The organism is Streptomyces sp. NPDC048590, from assembly GCF_043199535.1.
Taxonomy (GTDB): Bacteria; Actinomycetota; Actinomycetes; order Streptomycetales; family Streptomycetaceae; genus Streptomyces.
Genome location: NZ_JBICWC010000002.1, coordinates 358,478 through 374,269, shown reverse-complemented (window position 1 = coordinate 374,269; position 15,792 = coordinate 358,478). Strand labels below are relative to the sequence as shown.

At 70.6% G+C, this 15,792-nt stretch carries 8 protein-coding genes; 4 read left to right on the top strand and 4 right to left on the bottom strand.

Going from position 1 to position 15,792, the window contains the following annotated elements; all coding sequences use genetic code 11:
- Positions 1-102: 102 nt before the first annotated feature.
- Positions 103-2,817: a cellulose binding domain-containing protein gene (locus ACGFNN_RS06005; RefSeq protein WP_393553389.1), complete on the bottom strand. Its 2,715-nt coding sequence runs from the start codon at positions 2,815-2,817 to the stop codon at positions 103-105.
- 939 nt (positions 2,818-3,756) lie between these two features.
- Between ACGFNN_RS06005 and ACGFNN_RS06000 the strand changes: the two genes are divergently transcribed.
- From ACGFNN_RS06000 to ACGFNN_RS05985, 4 genes are all read left to right on the top strand, one after another.
- Positions 3,757-3,984 (top strand): type A2 lantipeptide, encoded by a 228-nt coding sequence (locus ACGFNN_RS06000; protein ID WP_362672133.1) that lies wholly within the window; start codon positions 3,757-3,759, stop codon positions 3,982-3,984.
- A gap of 78 nt (positions 3,985-4,062) precedes the next feature.
- Positions 4,063-4,869 carry an HlyD family efflux transporter periplasmic adaptor subunit gene (locus ACGFNN_RS05995; protein ID WP_393553387.1) on the top strand — a complete coding sequence of 269 codons (807 nt, stop codon included), beginning with the start codon at positions 4,063-4,065 and terminating at the stop codon, positions 4,867-4,869.
- Positions 4,866-7,145 (top strand): NHLP family bacteriocin export ABC transporter peptidase/permease/ATPase subunit, encoded by a 2,280-nt coding sequence (locus tag ACGFNN_RS05990; RefSeq protein WP_393553385.1) that lies wholly within the window; start codon positions 4,866-4,868, stop codon positions 7,143-7,145. The genes ACGFNN_RS05995 and ACGFNN_RS05990 overlap by 4 nt, the downstream gene beginning before the upstream one ends.
- A gap of 1 nt (position 7,146) precedes the next feature.
- Positions 7,147-10,005, top strand: a complete 2,859-nt coding sequence (locus ACGFNN_RS05985; protein ID WP_393553383.1) for an NHLP bacteriocin export ABC transporter permease/ATPase subunit — start codon at positions 7,147-7,149, stop codon at positions 10,003-10,005.
- Positions 10,006-10,115: 110 nt separating this feature from the next.
- Here ACGFNN_RS05985 and ACGFNN_RS05980 read toward each other — a convergent pair whose 3' ends face one another.
- The 3 genes from ACGFNN_RS05980 to tkt all read right to left on the bottom strand — a co-directional run bounded on the left by ACGFNN_RS05980 (position 10,116) and on the right by tkt (position 15,679).
- On the bottom strand, positions 10,116-11,561 hold the full coding sequence (locus ACGFNN_RS05980) for an amidase (RefSeq protein WP_393553382.1): 1,446 nt from the start codon (positions 11,559-11,561) through the stop codon (positions 10,116-10,118).
- A gap of 105 nt (positions 11,562-11,666) precedes the next feature.
- The gene (locus ACGFNN_RS05975; protein ID WP_393553380.1) at positions 11,667-13,013 is read right to left on the bottom strand and encodes a purine-cytosine permease family protein; all 1,347 of its coding nucleotides are present in this window, start codon (positions 13,011-13,013) and stop codon (positions 11,667-11,669) included.
- Positions 13,014-13,498: 485 nt separating this feature from the next.
- Positions 13,499-15,679: a transketolase gene (gene tkt / locus ACGFNN_RS05970; protein WP_393553378.1), complete on the bottom strand. Its 2,181-nt coding sequence runs from the start codon at positions 15,677-15,679 to the stop codon at positions 13,499-13,501.
- Between the last annotated feature and the right edge of the window lie 113 nt (positions 15,680-15,792).

Here is a 15,792-nt window from a genome sequence, read left to right as displayed (position 1 = left end):
GGGTGCGCTCACTCCAATGCACCACACAGAGGTCGATATGTCTATTTACAGCCCTACGGGCCGGTACGGCTCGGATGCTCGCCGCCGCACCGGCCCCCGGGGTCATCCGACGGTGCAGGCCTCACCGCCCAGGGTGAACGCGGTCGGGGCCGAACTGCTTCCGGTGGTCGTACCGGTGAAGCCGAAGCCCGCCGTGGAGCCGGGCGCCACCTTGCCGTTCCAGCCGGCGTCCTTCACCGTCACCTTCACCCCTGACTGCTGGAAGGAGGCGTTCCACATCTGGCCGACCTTCTGGTCGCCGGGGAAGGACCAGCCCAGCTGCCAGCCGTCGTACGGCGTGGAACCGGTGTTGGTGACCGCCACATCCGCCTGGAATCCGCCCGACCACTGGTTGGTGACCTTGTAGGTCACCGAGCAGGACGAGTCCTCGGGCTCGGGATCGGGGTCCGGATCCGGGTCGGGGTCGGGATCCGGATCCGTACCCCCTCCTCCGCTGTCCGAGGTCTCCCCGACCTGGATGCCGCGCCCGTTGGTGGACACGTAGACCCTGCCGTAGACGCGCGGGTCGCCGGTGATGGCGGCTCCGGTCCACGCCCACTGGTGGGCGTCGTCGTTGATCCGCGTCCAGGTGGCACCCTTGCCGGTGGAGCGGAAGATGCCGCGAACCCCGCCGATCTTCGCGCTGACGAACACCGTCTGGTACGAGGCTCCCGGCGCCGCCTTGCCGAAGCCCACACTGTCGGCCTGCTCGATACCGGTGAATCGGGTGAAGGTCTCCCCCGAGTCGGTCGAACGCCACAGCCCGTACGTGCCGGCCTCGGAGCCGCCCGCGAACCAGATGTCGCCCTCCGTGCCGGGCAACGCCTTGAAGCGGACGTTTCCTTCGGCGGGCAGGCCGCTCGCCTTCGCGGTGAAGCTGGCGCCGCCGTCGTTCGACACGTAGAAGGTGCCGGCCTTGAACCCGTAGAACTTCTTCGGGTTCACGCGGTCGGACTCGACCGTCGCCCCGGCCGGGATTCCGGTGGACGCGGTCCAGGAGTTCCCGTAACCGGTGGTGCGGTGGACGCCAGCGCCCTCCGGGCTCCAGACGAAGCCGCTGCCGTCCGCGGCCGCCGCGACCGTACCGCCCGCGGTGACCCCCGAGGGCTCGGAGCCCTGGAACCAGTTGGCCCCGTTGTCGGTGGAGAAGCCGATGTGCGGTGCGGCGTCGGCGTTGCCCACCCGGACGACCGTGCCGGGGGACTTCTCGGCGAAGTCCAGGCTGGTGGTGGAGTCGAGGTTCGGCGAGGTGAACATCATGGCCGGCACGGCGTCCAGGTCCGTGTGCCGGAAACCGCCGATGTCACCGAGCGCGCTGAGCAGAGGCGCTCCGGAGGGCGGGCTCGCCAGGTCGTTGACAGCCGTCTCCTCAAGCCCCTTCACCATGGGCGTGATCTTGAACTGACCGCCGGAGTCCCACGACGTGAGGTTCTCCGTGCCGTAGACCGTCGCCCCGGTGCCGTACATCATCCGGTCGGAGTCGAAGGGGTCGATCTCCAGGGACTCCGTCATCCAGCCCAGCTTGGGGGCGGTCTCCGGAGGCGAGGGGTTGGCTCCCCAGCTGAGCCAGGGGGAGGACGAGATGTCCATGGTGTAGCGGTTGGAACGGTTCGGGTAACTGGTGAAGTCCCAGGCCCTGGTCCAGGTCGCGCCGCTGTCGGTGGAGCGGAATATCTGGGTGTCGGGCCACCAGGAGCTGTAGGCGGTGGCCATCAGGGTCCCCGGCTTCTGACGGTCGACGGAGAGGCCGCTGAAACCGTGGTAGACGTCCGCCGCCGCGACGGGGCTGACGTCCTTCCACGCGCCGGAATCCGTGTCGTAGCGCCAGATCTGGCCCTTGGCGCCGTCGTACGGGCCGCCGGTGTCACTGGTCGTCAGATAGAGGTAGCCCGTGGCCGAGTCCAGCACACCCTTGTGGGCGAGGTAGCCGGTCGGCTGACCGGCGATCCTCGACCAGGTGGCGCCACCGTCCGTGGAGCGGTAGACGGTGTTCTCCTTGTCGGCGACACCGACGTAGATGTCCTGGGTGGCACTGCCCGCGCTCCCGGACCGCTCGTCGAACGTCACCCAGACGATGCCCTGGTTGTCGTTGTTGTAGCCGCTGGTGTCGGACGGATCGGCGGCGTAGTTGCCCGGGTTGGGGAACGCGGTCACCTCCGACCAGGTGACCCCGGAGTCGGTGGACCGCCACAGCCCGTTGCCGCTGGGGGCGCCGAGATACAGCACGGAGTTCTTGTTGGGGTCGACCGCGAGCCGCTCCCCCATCCCTCGTCCCGGCATGTTGCCGCCGAGCTTGAAGGGCAGCGTGGTCGCCTTCCAGGAAGCACCGCGGTCCGAGGAACGCAGGACCGCTCCGTTCGTCGGGTCCCAGCTGTTGGTGTACGTGCCGACCGCGGCGTACACGTTGTCGGGCTCCGCGGTGTCCGAGGCGAGGCTCACCACTCCGGACCAGCCCCACCGGTCCCAGTCCACCCAGTCGAGCAGCGGTGTCCACCGCTTGCCCGACTGGTCCCAGCGGTAGGCACCGCCGATGTCGGTTCGGGCGTAGGCGAGGTTCTTCTCGGACCGGTTGAAGACGATGCCCGGCACGAAGCCACCGCCGTCGATCCTCGCGTTCTTCCATGTGTAGGTGTCCGCCGCGATGGACACATCCGATGCCTGGGCGGCGACAGGGCCGTCGTCCGGGCGTGCCACGGCCGGTGTACCGGTGAGGGATAACCCGGCGGTGAGGGCGAGTGCCGCCACCAGGGCGGCGATCGGTCTGGTGCTGAGGTGCACGGAAACGTCCTCTCCGAGCTGGGCCGCCGCGCAGCGACGGCTGGGGGCCAAACGAAATGGGAGCGCTCCCATGAAGCAGCCCGATCGTAGCGTCGCTTCCGGCGCGGAGAGAAGGGTGGTGCAGCCGCTTCATCGGATGAATGAGCGGGACCCGCGGCCCAGAGCGACCCTCCGGCCGGCATTCCCGCGGCCGTCCCGCCCACCACCGGCATCTCCCACCGGCCGTCACCCACCACCCGGCATCCCCCACCGGCCGTCACCCACCACCCGGCATCCCCCACCGGCCGTCACCCACCACCCGGCATCCCCCACCGGCCGTCACCCACCACCTCGGCCGTCACGCCCGCCGCCCGGCATCCCCGCGCCGCCGCGGGACGACAACGGCACCGGCGACACAGGCTCTCCACATCCACGGAGGTTGCATGACCGGGCGATCACAGAATTCCGGGAAAAGTCCCATGCGCACACCGCCCTCACACGGAAATCGCTTTCGAGAAATAGACACACGTTCACCTTTTACAATGGCGTGAATATCGACACTTCCCGAGCGCCACCCTTGGACCGGACCACGCGAACTCCCGAATTTCGAGGGACGGCCGGGTGGAGGATCTGCACACCGTGCGCCCACAACGATCACCCGGGTAGGCGCGAACCGCCGGTTCCAGCCCACGGGATGAGGTGTTTGGTGCGGTACCGACGCACTTGCGGAGCACCGCTCCACGACAGTGGGGAATTCATCCGGTGAAGCTCGTGAAGAAATTGCCGCCACGCAAGGAACACATGTGCAGAAAATTCGGTTCGAATGACGCCGCACCGATGAATCCGCTGCGGTTCGATTAGCTGTGCGAGGTGCGAGCGTGCTTTGATCCTGAACCACACGGAGGCCGCAACACGGGTTTCCGTGGATAAGCAATTTCCATACGAAGGGCAGCGCTCACCATGAACCACACCCCCCAGGTCGAGACCGCCGAGATCTCCGACAGCGACCTCGACAACGTCTCGGGCGGCCTCGTCGGCGGCCTCGTCGGCAACGTCACGGGCACCGTCGAGGGCATCGTCCCGGTCACCGGCGTCGTCGGCTCGGTCACGGGTCTCGTCGAGTCCGCCACCGGCGTGAACACGGGCGCGGTCACCGGTCTGGCCACCGGCCTGACCGCCGGTCTCTGAGAGACGGCAGTACCCCGCCGAGCCCCGGAACCAGTCGGTTCCGGGGCTCGGTGCCGACCGAGGTGAGGAAAGAGTTCCGTGCAGTTCCGTCAGCAGGCCCTTTCCAAACTGCAGTCGCCCGAACAACTCGATCTCCCCGTGCGCTTCGCGCGCCCGCAGGGACTGCTCGTCCTCGTCGTGACCCTCGTGGTGATGGCCGGCGCCTGCTTCTGGGCGGTGACCGGTTCCGTCGCGAGCACGCTCGACGCCCCCGGCATCCTGACGCACTCCAGGGGCAGTTACATCCTGCAGAGCCCCGTCTCCGGACAGATCACCGAGGTGCTGGCCGACGAGGGCACCACCCTGCCGCGTGACGCCCCTCTGCTCAAGGTCCGCGCCCAGGACGGCGAACACGTCGTCCGCACGATCGACGCGGGCCGGCTCACCTCCGTCACCGCGACGATCGGCGCGGTGGTCACCACCGGCGCCGACGTGGCGAGCGTGGAACGGACCGGCGGCTCGGACGACCCGCTCGTCGCCCTGCTGTACGTCGCGGGCAGCAAGGCGGCCTCCGTACCCGTCGGCGCGTCGGTCGACCTGACCGTCCAGTCGGTGCCCTCACAGCAGTACGGGGTGCTTCGCGGCAAGGTGGCCGCGGTCGGCAGGAGCGCGCAGACGCAGCAGCAGATCACCCGCTTCCTCGGCGACGCTCAGCTCGGGGAGCAGTTCTCCCGGCACGGCAGGCCACTCGCCGTCGTGGTCCGGATCGAACGCGCGGCCTCGACGGAGTCGGGCTACCGGTGGTCCTCCGCCGACGGACCGCCGTACGAGATCGGCTCGATGACCCTGGCCACCGGCTCCGTCCGCCTCACCGACCAGCGCCCGATCGATTGGCTGCTCCCGTGACCGCTCCTCACCCCTCCCCCGCCGCACAGCAGTTGCCGCCCGCCGGCCGCGGACGGCACCGCCCCGAGCGCCCGTCCGGCGCCGGGCGCCGCTCGCGGTCCGGAACCGGCCGGGAGGGCGGGAGGACCAGGACCGTACGCAGCCCCACCGTGCTCCAGATGGAGGCGGTGGAGTGCGGCGCCGCCTCGCTGGCGATGGTGCTCGGCCATCACGGCCGCCATGTACCGCTGGAGGAGCTGCGGATCGCGTGCGGTGTGTCGCGCGACGGCTCGCGCGCCAGCAACGTGCTGAAGGCCGCCCGTGGTTACGGTCTGCGAGCCAAGGGCATGCAGATGGAGCCGGCCGCCCTGGCGGACGTCCAGGGACCGGCCATCCTGTTCTGGGAGTTCAACCACTACGTCGTGTACGAGGGGCCGGGTCGCCGTCTCGGACGTCGCGGGGTACACATCAACGACCCCGGCAAGGGGCGCAGGTTCGTGCCCGCCGAGGACTTCGACACCAGCTTCACCGGAGTCGTCCTTGTCCTCGAACCCGGGGAGGACTTCCGGCGAGGGGGCCGCAGACCCGGCGTCATGGCGTCGCTGCCGGCACGGCTGCGCGGGACGACGGGCACGATGCTGGCCGCTCTGCTCGCCAGTCTGCTGCTGGTCGCGGTGGGAGCGACCCTGCCGGCGCTGAGCCGTACCTACATCGACACGTTCATGATCGGTGAGCAGACGTCCCTGCTGGGCGTCCTGTTCGCCGCGATGGGCACGACCGTCGCCCTCACCGTCGTCCTGACCTGGCTGCAGCAGGCGAATCTGCTGCACGGGCGCATCATCACCTCCACGCTCGGCAGCGCACGGTTCTTCCGTCATCTGCTGCGGCTCCCGGTGACCTTCTTCTCCCAGCGCAGCCCCGCCGACCTGGTGCAGCGCCTGCAGTCCAACGACGCGGTGGCAGAGACACTCGCACGTGACCTCACCGCGGCCGGGGTGGACGGCGTCGTCGTCCTCCTCTACGCCTTCCTGCTGTGGACCTACGATCCGCAGCTGACGGCGGTCGGGGTGGGGATCGCGCTCCTCAACGTCGTCGCGATGCGGATCGTCGTGCGGCTGCGGGCCACCGGGACCCAGAAGCTGCGGGCCGACAGCGCGCGGCTGACGAACACCTCGTACACCGGTCTCCAGCTGATCGAGACGATGAAGGCGACCGGCGGCGAGGACGGGTACTTCCGCCGGTGGGCGGGGCAGCACGCCACCACGCTCGACGAGCAGCAGCGCCTGGGCGTTCCCAGCGCGTGGCTGGGCATCGTCGCTCCGGCCCTCGCGACCCTCAACAGTGCACTGATCCTCTGGATCGGTGGTCTGCGTTCCGTCGAGGGGCATCTGTCGATCGGTCTGCTCGTCGCCTTCCAGGCGCTGGTGACGCGGTTCACCGCTCCGGTCACCCGGCTCAACGGGGTGGCGGGGCGCATCCAGGACTTCGCCGCCGACGTGGCCCGGCTCAAGGACGTCGAGAACTTCCCCGTCGACACCCTCTACTCCCGGCCCGAACCTGTGGCCAGCACCCGGCGCCTCATGGGCCATGTGACGCTGGAGGAGATCACCTTCGGGTACAGCCCTCTCGACGCGCCCCTGCTCAAGGACTTCTCGCTGTCCGTGGGACCCGGGCAGCAGGTCGCGCTCGTGGGTGGCTCGGGCAGTGGCAAATCGACCGTCTCCCGGCTCATCTCCGGGCTCTACAGCCCGTGGGAGGGCACGATCCGGATCGACGGGCAGCGGCTGGAGGACATCCCCAGGGGCGCGCTGGCCGCTTCCGTGTCCTTCGTCGACCAGGACGTCTTCCTCTTCGAGGGGACGGTGCGGGACAACGTGGCGCTGTGGGACCCGTCGGTCCCGGACGAGGCGGTGGCCGAGGCACTGCGTGACGCGGCGCTCCACGACGTCGTCGCCCGGCGTCCCCAGGGCATCCACAGTCGGGTGGAACAGGACGGCCGGAACTTCTCGGGCGGGCAGCGCCAGCGGCTGGAGATCGCCCGTGCGCTCGTGCGCCGCCCCAGCATCCTGGTGCTGGACGAGGTCACCAGCGCACTGGACGCGGAGACCGAACGGATCATCATCGACAACCTGCGCCGTCGCGGCTGCGCCTGCGTCGTGATCGCGCACCGGCTGAGCACCGTCCGCGACAGCGACGAGATCGTGGTCCTGGACCACGGGACGGTCGTGGAACGCGGCCGCCACGAGGACCTGGTGGCCGCGGGCGGGGCGTACGCCGATCTGGTCAGGGAGCACTGAGATGACATCCGTCCACCCCCTCGCGGGCCCGGAGGCCCCCGGACACGACCCCGTCATCGGCGCGTTCGGCGCTCTCGGGGAGCCGGTGGACTGCACCGGGATGCGGAGCGTGTCCCTGGAGGGCCCCCAGGTGCTCTGGCTGGTCGTGGGCGGCGCCCTCGATCTGTTCGCGGTGGACGCGTCGGTGCGGGGGCACTGGCACTTCCTGGGCAGGCTGGAGCCGGGGACACTCGTCCTGGGCCCGGCCGAGGGCCCGCAGCACACTTTGGTCGGCCGGCCGCTTCAGGAGTGCGCGCTGCGCCGCATCCCGTTGCGTGAGCTGTACCGACCGGAGTATGCGGGGCAGGAGGCGTACGAGGGCCAGTACCGCAGCAGCTACGACACCGGGGACACGACCCTGAGCCTGTTGGAGCACGCCTTCTCGCTCGGTGTGGGCCGCAGCCACAGGGTGCTGTTCGAGGCCCCGCTGGACGGCCGGGCGGGCGTCGAGGACACCGTGGGGGATGACGACGTCCTGTGGCTGCCGGTCTCGCCCGGCAGTGTCCAGTACGGCGCCGCGTTCAGCGCGGAGGCCGCGGGTGACCTGCTCGTCGACCCGGACATGTGGCAGGGGATGGTCAACCAGCAGTACCGGCTGCTCTCCGCTCTGGACCGCTGGATCGAACAGTTGGAGCGGGCTCACGAGGACCGGACCGCGGCCGGCCTGAAGGCCGGCGAGACCGTCCGGAGGGAGGCCGATCAGGCTCTGCTGACCTCGATCGGCGGGTCGGGGAAGGGCGCGCCGCGAACGCCCGGGGCGTCGGACGACGCCGTGTACGCGGCCTGTCGCCTGGTGGCACGGGACTCCGGGATCGTCCTGGCCGAACCCTCGACCGGCGGGGCGGTGAGTGACCGGATGGATCCGGTCGAACGCGTCGCGGTCGCCTCGCGCGTACGGACCCGGGCGGTGCGGCTGGACGGGCGCTGGTGGCGGGAGAACTCCGGCCCCCTGGTGGGACGTCGCGCCGCGTCCGGGGCACCCGTCGCGCTGCTCTGGCGCCGTGGCCGCTACGAGGCGGTGAGCCCGCTGACCGGAAGGCGCAGCCGCCTGGGCGCTTCCTCGGCCGGTGAGTTCGAGGAGCGCGCGGTGATGTTCTACCGGCCGCTCCCCGAGCAGCCCCTGAGGAAGCGGCAGTTGCTGCGCTTCGCCCTGTTCGGCACCCGGGGCGACCTTCGGAATCTGGTGCTGGCGGGGCTGGTGACGGTCGCGCTCGGTTCACTCGTCCCGATCGCCACGGGCAAGGTGCTGGGTGTGTACGTCCCCAACGCCCAGACGTCGCTCATCGTGCAGGTGTCGCTGGCCGTCATCATCGCCGGGGTGGTCTCGGCGGCCTTCATGCTGCTGCAGAACCTCACGATCCTGAGGATGGAGGGACGCATCGAGAGCACGCTCCAGCCCGCGGTCTGGGACCGGCTGCTGCGCCTGCCGACGAGATTCTTCACCGAGCGTTCCACCGGGGAACTGGCGAGCGCGGCGATGGGCGTGAGCACGATCCGCCGGGTGCTGTCGGGTACGGGTCCCGTCGTGGTGCAGGCGGGCACGCTCGGGCTGATGAACCTCGGTCTGCTGCTCTGGTTCAGCGTGCCGCTCGCCCTCACCGCCGTCGCCATGCTGGTGGTCATCGCCGGGGTGTTCCTCACGATGGGCATGTGGGAGCTGCGCTGGCAGCGCCGTCTGGTCGAGCTGGGTAACAAGCTCAACAACCAGGCGTTCCAGACCCTGCGCGGGCTGCCCAAGCTGCGGGTCGCGGCGGCGGAGAGCTTCGCCTACGGGGCGTGGGCGGCCCAGTTCGCCCGCAGCCGTGAGCTCCAGAAGCGGGCCGGCCGTATCAAGAACCTCACGACCGTCCTCAACGCCGTCTATCTTCCCCTGTGTTCGCTGATCATCTTCCTGCTCCTGGCAGGTCCGGCACGCGGCTCCCTCACCGCCGGCGAGTTCCTGACCTTCAACACCTCGGTGACGATGCTCCTGACGGCGGTGACGCAGCTCACCGGGGCCTTCGTCTCCGCCGCGGCGGTGCTGCCGATGTTCGAACAGATCAGGCCCGTCCTCGACGCCACACCGGAGGTGCGGGCGGCGAGCACCCAGCCGGGCACGCTGTCGGGTGAGATCGAGGCGCGCGGCGTCAGTTTCCGCTACTCCGACGACGGTCCGCTCGTCCTGGACGAGGTGTCCGTGTCCGTTCGCCCCGGCGAGTTCGTGGCGATCGTGGGACCGAGCGGCTGCGGCAAGTCGACGCTGCTCAGGCTGCTCATCGGCTTCGACAGGCCGGTCACGGGCAGCGTGCTCTACGACGGGCAGGACTTGACCTCGCTGGATCAGGCGGCGGTGCGCCGTCAGTGCGGGGTGGTGCTGCAGAACGCCCAGCCCCTGTCCGGGTCGATCCTGGACTGCATCTGCGGCGCCGAGGTGTTCAGCCAGGAGGAGGCCTGGGAGGCCGCCGCGATGGCGGGGCTGGCCGAGGACATCAAGCGCATGCCGATGGGGCTTCACACGATGATCTCCGGGGGCGGCTCGATCTCGGGAGGTCAGCGTCAGCGGCTGATGATCGCCCAGGCTCTTGTGCGGCGCCCCCGGATCCTCTTCTTCGACGAGGCCACCAGTGCGCTCGACAACGAGACCCAGCGCACCGTCATCGAGAGCACCCGTGCCCTGCGCGCCACCCGGGTCGTGATCGCTCACCGGCTCTCCACGGTGATGGACGCGGACCGTGTGATCGTCATGGCTGACGGCCGTGTCGTGCAGGAGGGGCCGCCGGCCGAACTGCTGGCGGACACGGGCGGGCGGCTCCATGAGCTCGTGCGGCGGCAGATGGGCTGACTCCTCCCGGTGTTCGGCGCGGGCGGCGGTACCACGGCTCCGCCTCTCGCGCCGGACACCGCGTCAGAACGACGCGGGCGCGGTCCCGCGTTGGGCGCCCGGGCCGCCTGTCATCCCGCCACGAGCGGCGGTTCGAGGTGGGACCAAGGTGCGGCCTCCTCGTAGGCCGCGCAGGCGTCGAGGAGGCGCGCGTCGGCGAGATGCCGGCCGATGAGGTGGAGGCCGACCGGTCGGCCGTCCGCGGTCAGGCCTGCGGGGACGCTGGCGGCGGGAAGACCCGCGAGGTTGGCGAGGGGCGTGAAGGCCGTCCAGTGGTCCCCGTCGACCATCCGCCCGTCGATGACCTCGGGCCCGTGGAATCCCACCGGGAAGGCGGCGGTGGACACGGTCGGGGTGACGATCAGGTCGTAGTCGGCCATCAACCGGGCGAGCCGGTTGACCACACGCTTGCGCATGATGTTCGCCTCGGTCAGTTGCTCCGCGGTCCAGGGTGTTCGGAGGAAGTCGAGCAGGCGCGGGGACATCGTGTCACCGTGCCGCTCGGCGAGGGCGCGCAGGCCCGTGAGATCGGTGTCGGCGGCGATGACGGCGCCGAAGGTCTCCTCGTACGGGGGAAGCCGCAGGTCCGGCTGCTCGACCTTTGCGCCCAGGTCGCGCTCCAGGACCGCCACGGCCGCGTCGACGATGCCGCGTACCTCGGGGTCGACCGCGATACGGCCCAGGTCGGGGCTGTAGGCGACGCGCAGTTCGGGAATCGGGCGGCGCCCAGTCCAGTCGACGTCGCCGCAGGGGATGGAGTGCCGGTCCCGGGGATCGGGCCCTGCCAGTACGGACAGGACCAGCGCGGCGTCCGCGACGGTGCGGGTCAGCGGGCCGATGTGTTCGATCGACTCCCAGCCGGAGACGCCCGGGTAGCGGTCGTCCCGGCAGCCCGGATAGACGGGCACGCGTCCCATGGACGCCTTGAAGCCGAAGAGCCCGCAGAGCGCGGCGGGGATACGGATGGATCCGCCTCCGTCGCTGCCGAGGGCTACCGGGCCGAGCCCCGCGGCGACGGCCGCCGCGGAACCCGCACTCGAACCGCCGGGTGTGAGGTCGGTGTTCCAGGGGTTGCGGGTGGTCGGGAAGAGGGGGTTCTGGCCCACGGGTCCGAAGCCGAACTCGGATGCGTTCGTCTTGCCCAGCAGGACCGCGCCCCCGGCGACGGCGCGCTCGACGACGATGTCGTCCTCGTCGGGCACGAAGTCCCGGTAGGCCGGCGAGCCGGACGTCGTACGGATGCCCTTGGTGGAGATCAGGTCCTTGACGCCGAGGGGGATGCCGGCGAGCGGGCCGGGGTCCCGTCCCGCGGCCAGGTCGTCGGCCACGCGACGCGCCTGTGCCCTCGCGTGATCGGGGACCGGTGTGCAGAACGCGTGCAGGTGCGGGTCGACCGCCTCGATGCGGTTCAGGACCGCGTCCGTGACCTCGACGGGTGACAACTCCCCGGCGCGCACCCTGGCTACCGTCTCGGTGGCGGTCAACTTGCAGATCTCGTCGCGTTCCGCGGCGTTCACAGTGGCTCCTTCTCCTTGGGGTGGGCGCTTCAGGCGGTTGCCCTCGGCGGCGGTTCACGGTGCGGCGGACCGGGCGGCCCGTCGCACCTGGTCCCGGGCGCCCGGTCACGTGGATACGGCGGTGCCCGCGTGCGGGGCTGCGGACCTGCGGCGTACGGCCGTCTCGGCAGCGGCGTACACGGCTGCCGCCGTGAGCATGCCGACCACCGGGTCCACGAACTCGGGCGATGTGTGGTGGGTGATCGCTGCCACGGTGGCCCCGGCTGCCCAGGCGGCGAGGGCGGTGACCCGGTACCTGCCCGTGGGCCGGTCGCCCAGGCGGTCTCGCAGCAGTCGGTCGGTGATCAGTACCGCGCCGATCGGCGGGACGAGGACGCCCAGCAGATTGAGCCAGTCGAGGAAGTGACCCCACACCCCGCTGAGCGCGAGCACCACACCGACGGCTCCGAGCACGAGGGTGAGGGGGCGCATCCGGACCGGCGTGAGCGCCGACCAGCCGACGGCACCGTTGTAGAGGCAGTGGGAGGCGACGGAGCCCAGGTTGACGAAGACGAAGACCACGGCCAGGGCGGTGAGCAGAGGGCTGTGGCCGGTGAGAAGGTTGAGGAATCCGCCGCCGTCGGTGGCCGGGTCGGCGGTGCCACCCACCGCCACGACGAATCCGCCGGCCGCGTTTGCGAGGAAGTTGGCGAAGGGGAAGGCCGTGAGCGTGGCGAGGACCGCTGACCGTCCGTCCCTGGACCAGCGGGTGAAGTCGGCGGTCATGGTGCCCGAGTCCGCGAATCCGGCGACGACGATGGCGACGGCGCCACCGAAGCCGAGGGCGGTGCCCGCACCCTCGTACCCGAAGGTGTCCGCCGGCGAGGTGCGCGTGTCCAGGCCGTAGGCCAGCGCCACCACCGTGAGCACGAGAAACAGGGGCATGGCGATCATTCCGATGAGGGAGAGGGCACGGATCCCGGCCATCGTCAGGAGTGTGTAGAGAACGCCGCCGATGGCCGTCCCCGCGAGTACGGACCACCCGAGGGCTCCACCGAGCGTGGTGCCCGTGAGTCCGACCTGGAAGGAGAACCAGCCTACGACCACGGTGGCGAGCAGCCCGGCGGGCAGGTTCCGGCCGCGGCTGCCGAAGGTGTCCACGGCCAGCAGGGCGAAGTTCTTCCCGGTGCTGCCTGCCTGGTGGCTGAGCGCGCCGACGTAGGCGAAGAGCACCAGATTGCCGACCAGGATGGCGAGCAGCCCCCGGGGCAGGCCGAGGTTGTAGACGATCACTCCGCCGAAGACCGCGCTGCCCAGGTTCATCGGGAAGCCGAACCAGGTGGCAGCGACGGACAGCAGGCTGCGGCGCGCGGTCGCGGGGACGGGTATGTGCTCGTACTCCTCGGAGGAGGACACGGAGCGGGTGTCTTTTTCGGGCCTTGCGGATGCTTCGGAGCGGTGCGCTGTGGTCATGACGCCTCCGTGCTGGCAAGAGAGACCTGAGGGCGGGGTATGCGCGACGCGCGGAGGAAGGACCTTCGACGGACCGACCGCGATGGCTGGTGCGCCCGCAGCCGATCACCCTCCTTGACGTCGGCTTTCTGCGCTATGGCATACCAAATATGTGCGCCCCTCAGGCACACGTCAAGAGTTTGGTATACCGTAAATGCAGATGCCCCGGTGCCGGCCGGGTCGCGACCCGCCCCGTCCTGCGGACCGCGGGCGACGGAACCGCCGACGCCCGGTGGCGCCCTCAGGTTGTCCCACCGGCGGACCGGGCCGCACGTCCCGACCGCGCCTCCGTCATCGGGCCGCGCCGGCAACCGCCCATGGGTCAACGGGTCGCCGACACCGGTGAACCAGCCCGACGGCGGCGCGTGCTCTCCTGGACGTCGTCAGCCGGAACGGGGGCGGACATGAGGCCGCACGGATCCGCGGCCGAACGCGCCGCCCGCTCGTCAGCCCCTCTGCCCGCCGGGCCTGGGCGGCTGCACCGCGTCGCGCACGGAGGCACGTGCCGCCGCGGCGACCGCGTCGGCGGTGATGCCGAACTCCTCGTAGAGCCGCTGGTAGTCGGCCGAGGCGCCGTAGTGCTCGAGGCTGACGATCCGCCCCGCGTCGCCCACCACCTCGCGCCAGCCCTGGCCCACGGCTGCCTCGACGCTGACGCGGGCGCGGACGTCGGGCGGAAGCACGTCGTCCTGGTAGGCCTGCGGCTGCTCCTCGAACCATTCGCGGCAGGGCATCGAGACCACCCGGACCGCCAGTCCCTCGTCGGCCAGCAACTTGCGCGCGTCGAGGGCGATCTGAACCTCGGAGCCCGTCGCCACGAGGATGACGTCGGGGGCGGTCCCGGAGGCCTCGACCAGGACGTAGGCACCGCGGGCCGCGCCGTCGGCGGCTGCGTGGACGCCGTCGCCGCGGTCGAGGACCGGGAGGTTCTGCCGCGTCAGGACGAGCCCGGCGGGGCGGTCGGCGTGCTCCAGGATCGTCCGCCAGCAGACCGTGGTCTCGTTGGCGTCGCCGGGGCGTACGACGTCCAGGCCCGGGATGGCACGGAGCGCGGCCAGGTGTTCGACGGGCTGGTGGGTGGGTCCGTCCTCACCGAGACCGATGGAGTCGTGGGTCCAGACGTAGGTGGCGGGGAGCTTCATGAGCGCGGCGAGGCGGACGGCGGGGCGCATGTAGTCGCTGAAGGTGAGGAACGTGCCGCCGTAGGGGCGGGTCAGGCTCTGCAGGGCGATGCCGTTGAGGACGGCGCCCATGGCGTGTTCACGGATGCCGAAGTGCAGCGTCCGCCCGTACGGCCCTCCGGCGAACTCGCTCGTCTGGCGGTTCTCGGGGATGAACGAGGGCACGCCGTCCATGGTGGTGTTGTTGCTGCCGGCGAGGTCAGCCGAGCCACCCCACAGCTCCGGCAGCACCGGCGCGAGGGCGCTCAGCACCTCACCCGACGCCTTGCGGGTGGCCATGCCCTTGGCGTCGGCGGGGAATTCGGGCAGGGCCCCTGTCCATCCCTCGGGCAGCTCCTGTTTCCGCAGGCGGTCGAGGAGCGCCGCCCGCTCCGGATTCGCGGACCGCCAGTCGTCGTAGGTCCGCTCCCAGGTCTCCCGCGCCTTCCTGCCGCGCTCCCCCACCGCCCGGGTGTGGGCGAGGACCTCGTCCTCCATCGGGAAGAACACCTCGGGGTCGAAGCCGAGGAGGCTCTTGGTCCCGGCGACCTCCTCGTCGCCCAGCGCCGAACCGTGGGCCTTGCCGGTGTTCCGCTTCGTCGGGGCAGGCCAGCCGATAATGGTACGGAGCATGATCAGCGAGGGCCGGGACTGCTCCCCCTTCGCCTCCTCGATGGCCGCGAGCAAGGCGTCGACATCCTCGACGTAGTCCCCGGTGCGGGTCCAGTCCACAGTCTGAACGTGCCAGCCGTAGGCGGCGAAACGGGCCGGGACGTCCTCGCTGAACGAGATGTCGGTGTCGTCCTCGATGGAGATCTGGTTGCTGTCGTAGAAGGCCACGAGGTTGCCGAGCTGCTGATGACCTGCCAGCGACGCGGCCTCGGAGGCGACGCCCTCCATCATGTCGCCGTCCGAGGCCAGGACGTAGACGTGGTGGTCGAAGGGGCTGGCCCCGGGCGCCGCCTCGGGATCGAGCAGGCCCCGCTCGCGGCGTGCGGCCATCGCCATCCCGACGGAGGCGCCCATCCCCTGGCCCAACGGGCCGGTGGTGATCTCGACGCCGCGGGTGTGCTGGTACTCCGGGTGGCCGGGAGTGGCCGAACCCCAGGTGCGCAGGGCCTTCAGGTCGTCCATCTCCAGGCCGTAGCCGGCCAGGTAGAGCTGGATGTAAAGCGTGAGGCTGGTGTGGCCGCAGGAGAGGACGAACCGGTCCCGGCCGAGCCATCGGTCGTCCGCGGGGTCGTGGCGCATGACCTGCTGGAACAGCAGGTAGGCGAGTGGCGCCAGGCTCATCGCCGTACCGGGATGGCCGTTGCCCTTCTTCTGGACGGCGTCGGCGGCCAGCACCCTGACGGTGTCGACCGCCCGCACGTCCACGTCGCTCCAGCCCGCCCGCTCTGCCACCGGCAGGGCGAGCCGGGGGTCACGGGATGCGATGCTGCCGGAGGAGGTTCGCTCGGGCGCCATGGTCTTGTCTCCCTCGGATGTCGCTTCTCGTTACGACGGGGCCGGCCGCTGCGGCTCGCCACCTTCGCATCCTCTGTTCCTCCGTCGGCCTCCGCACCTGGAAGGAACGGAGG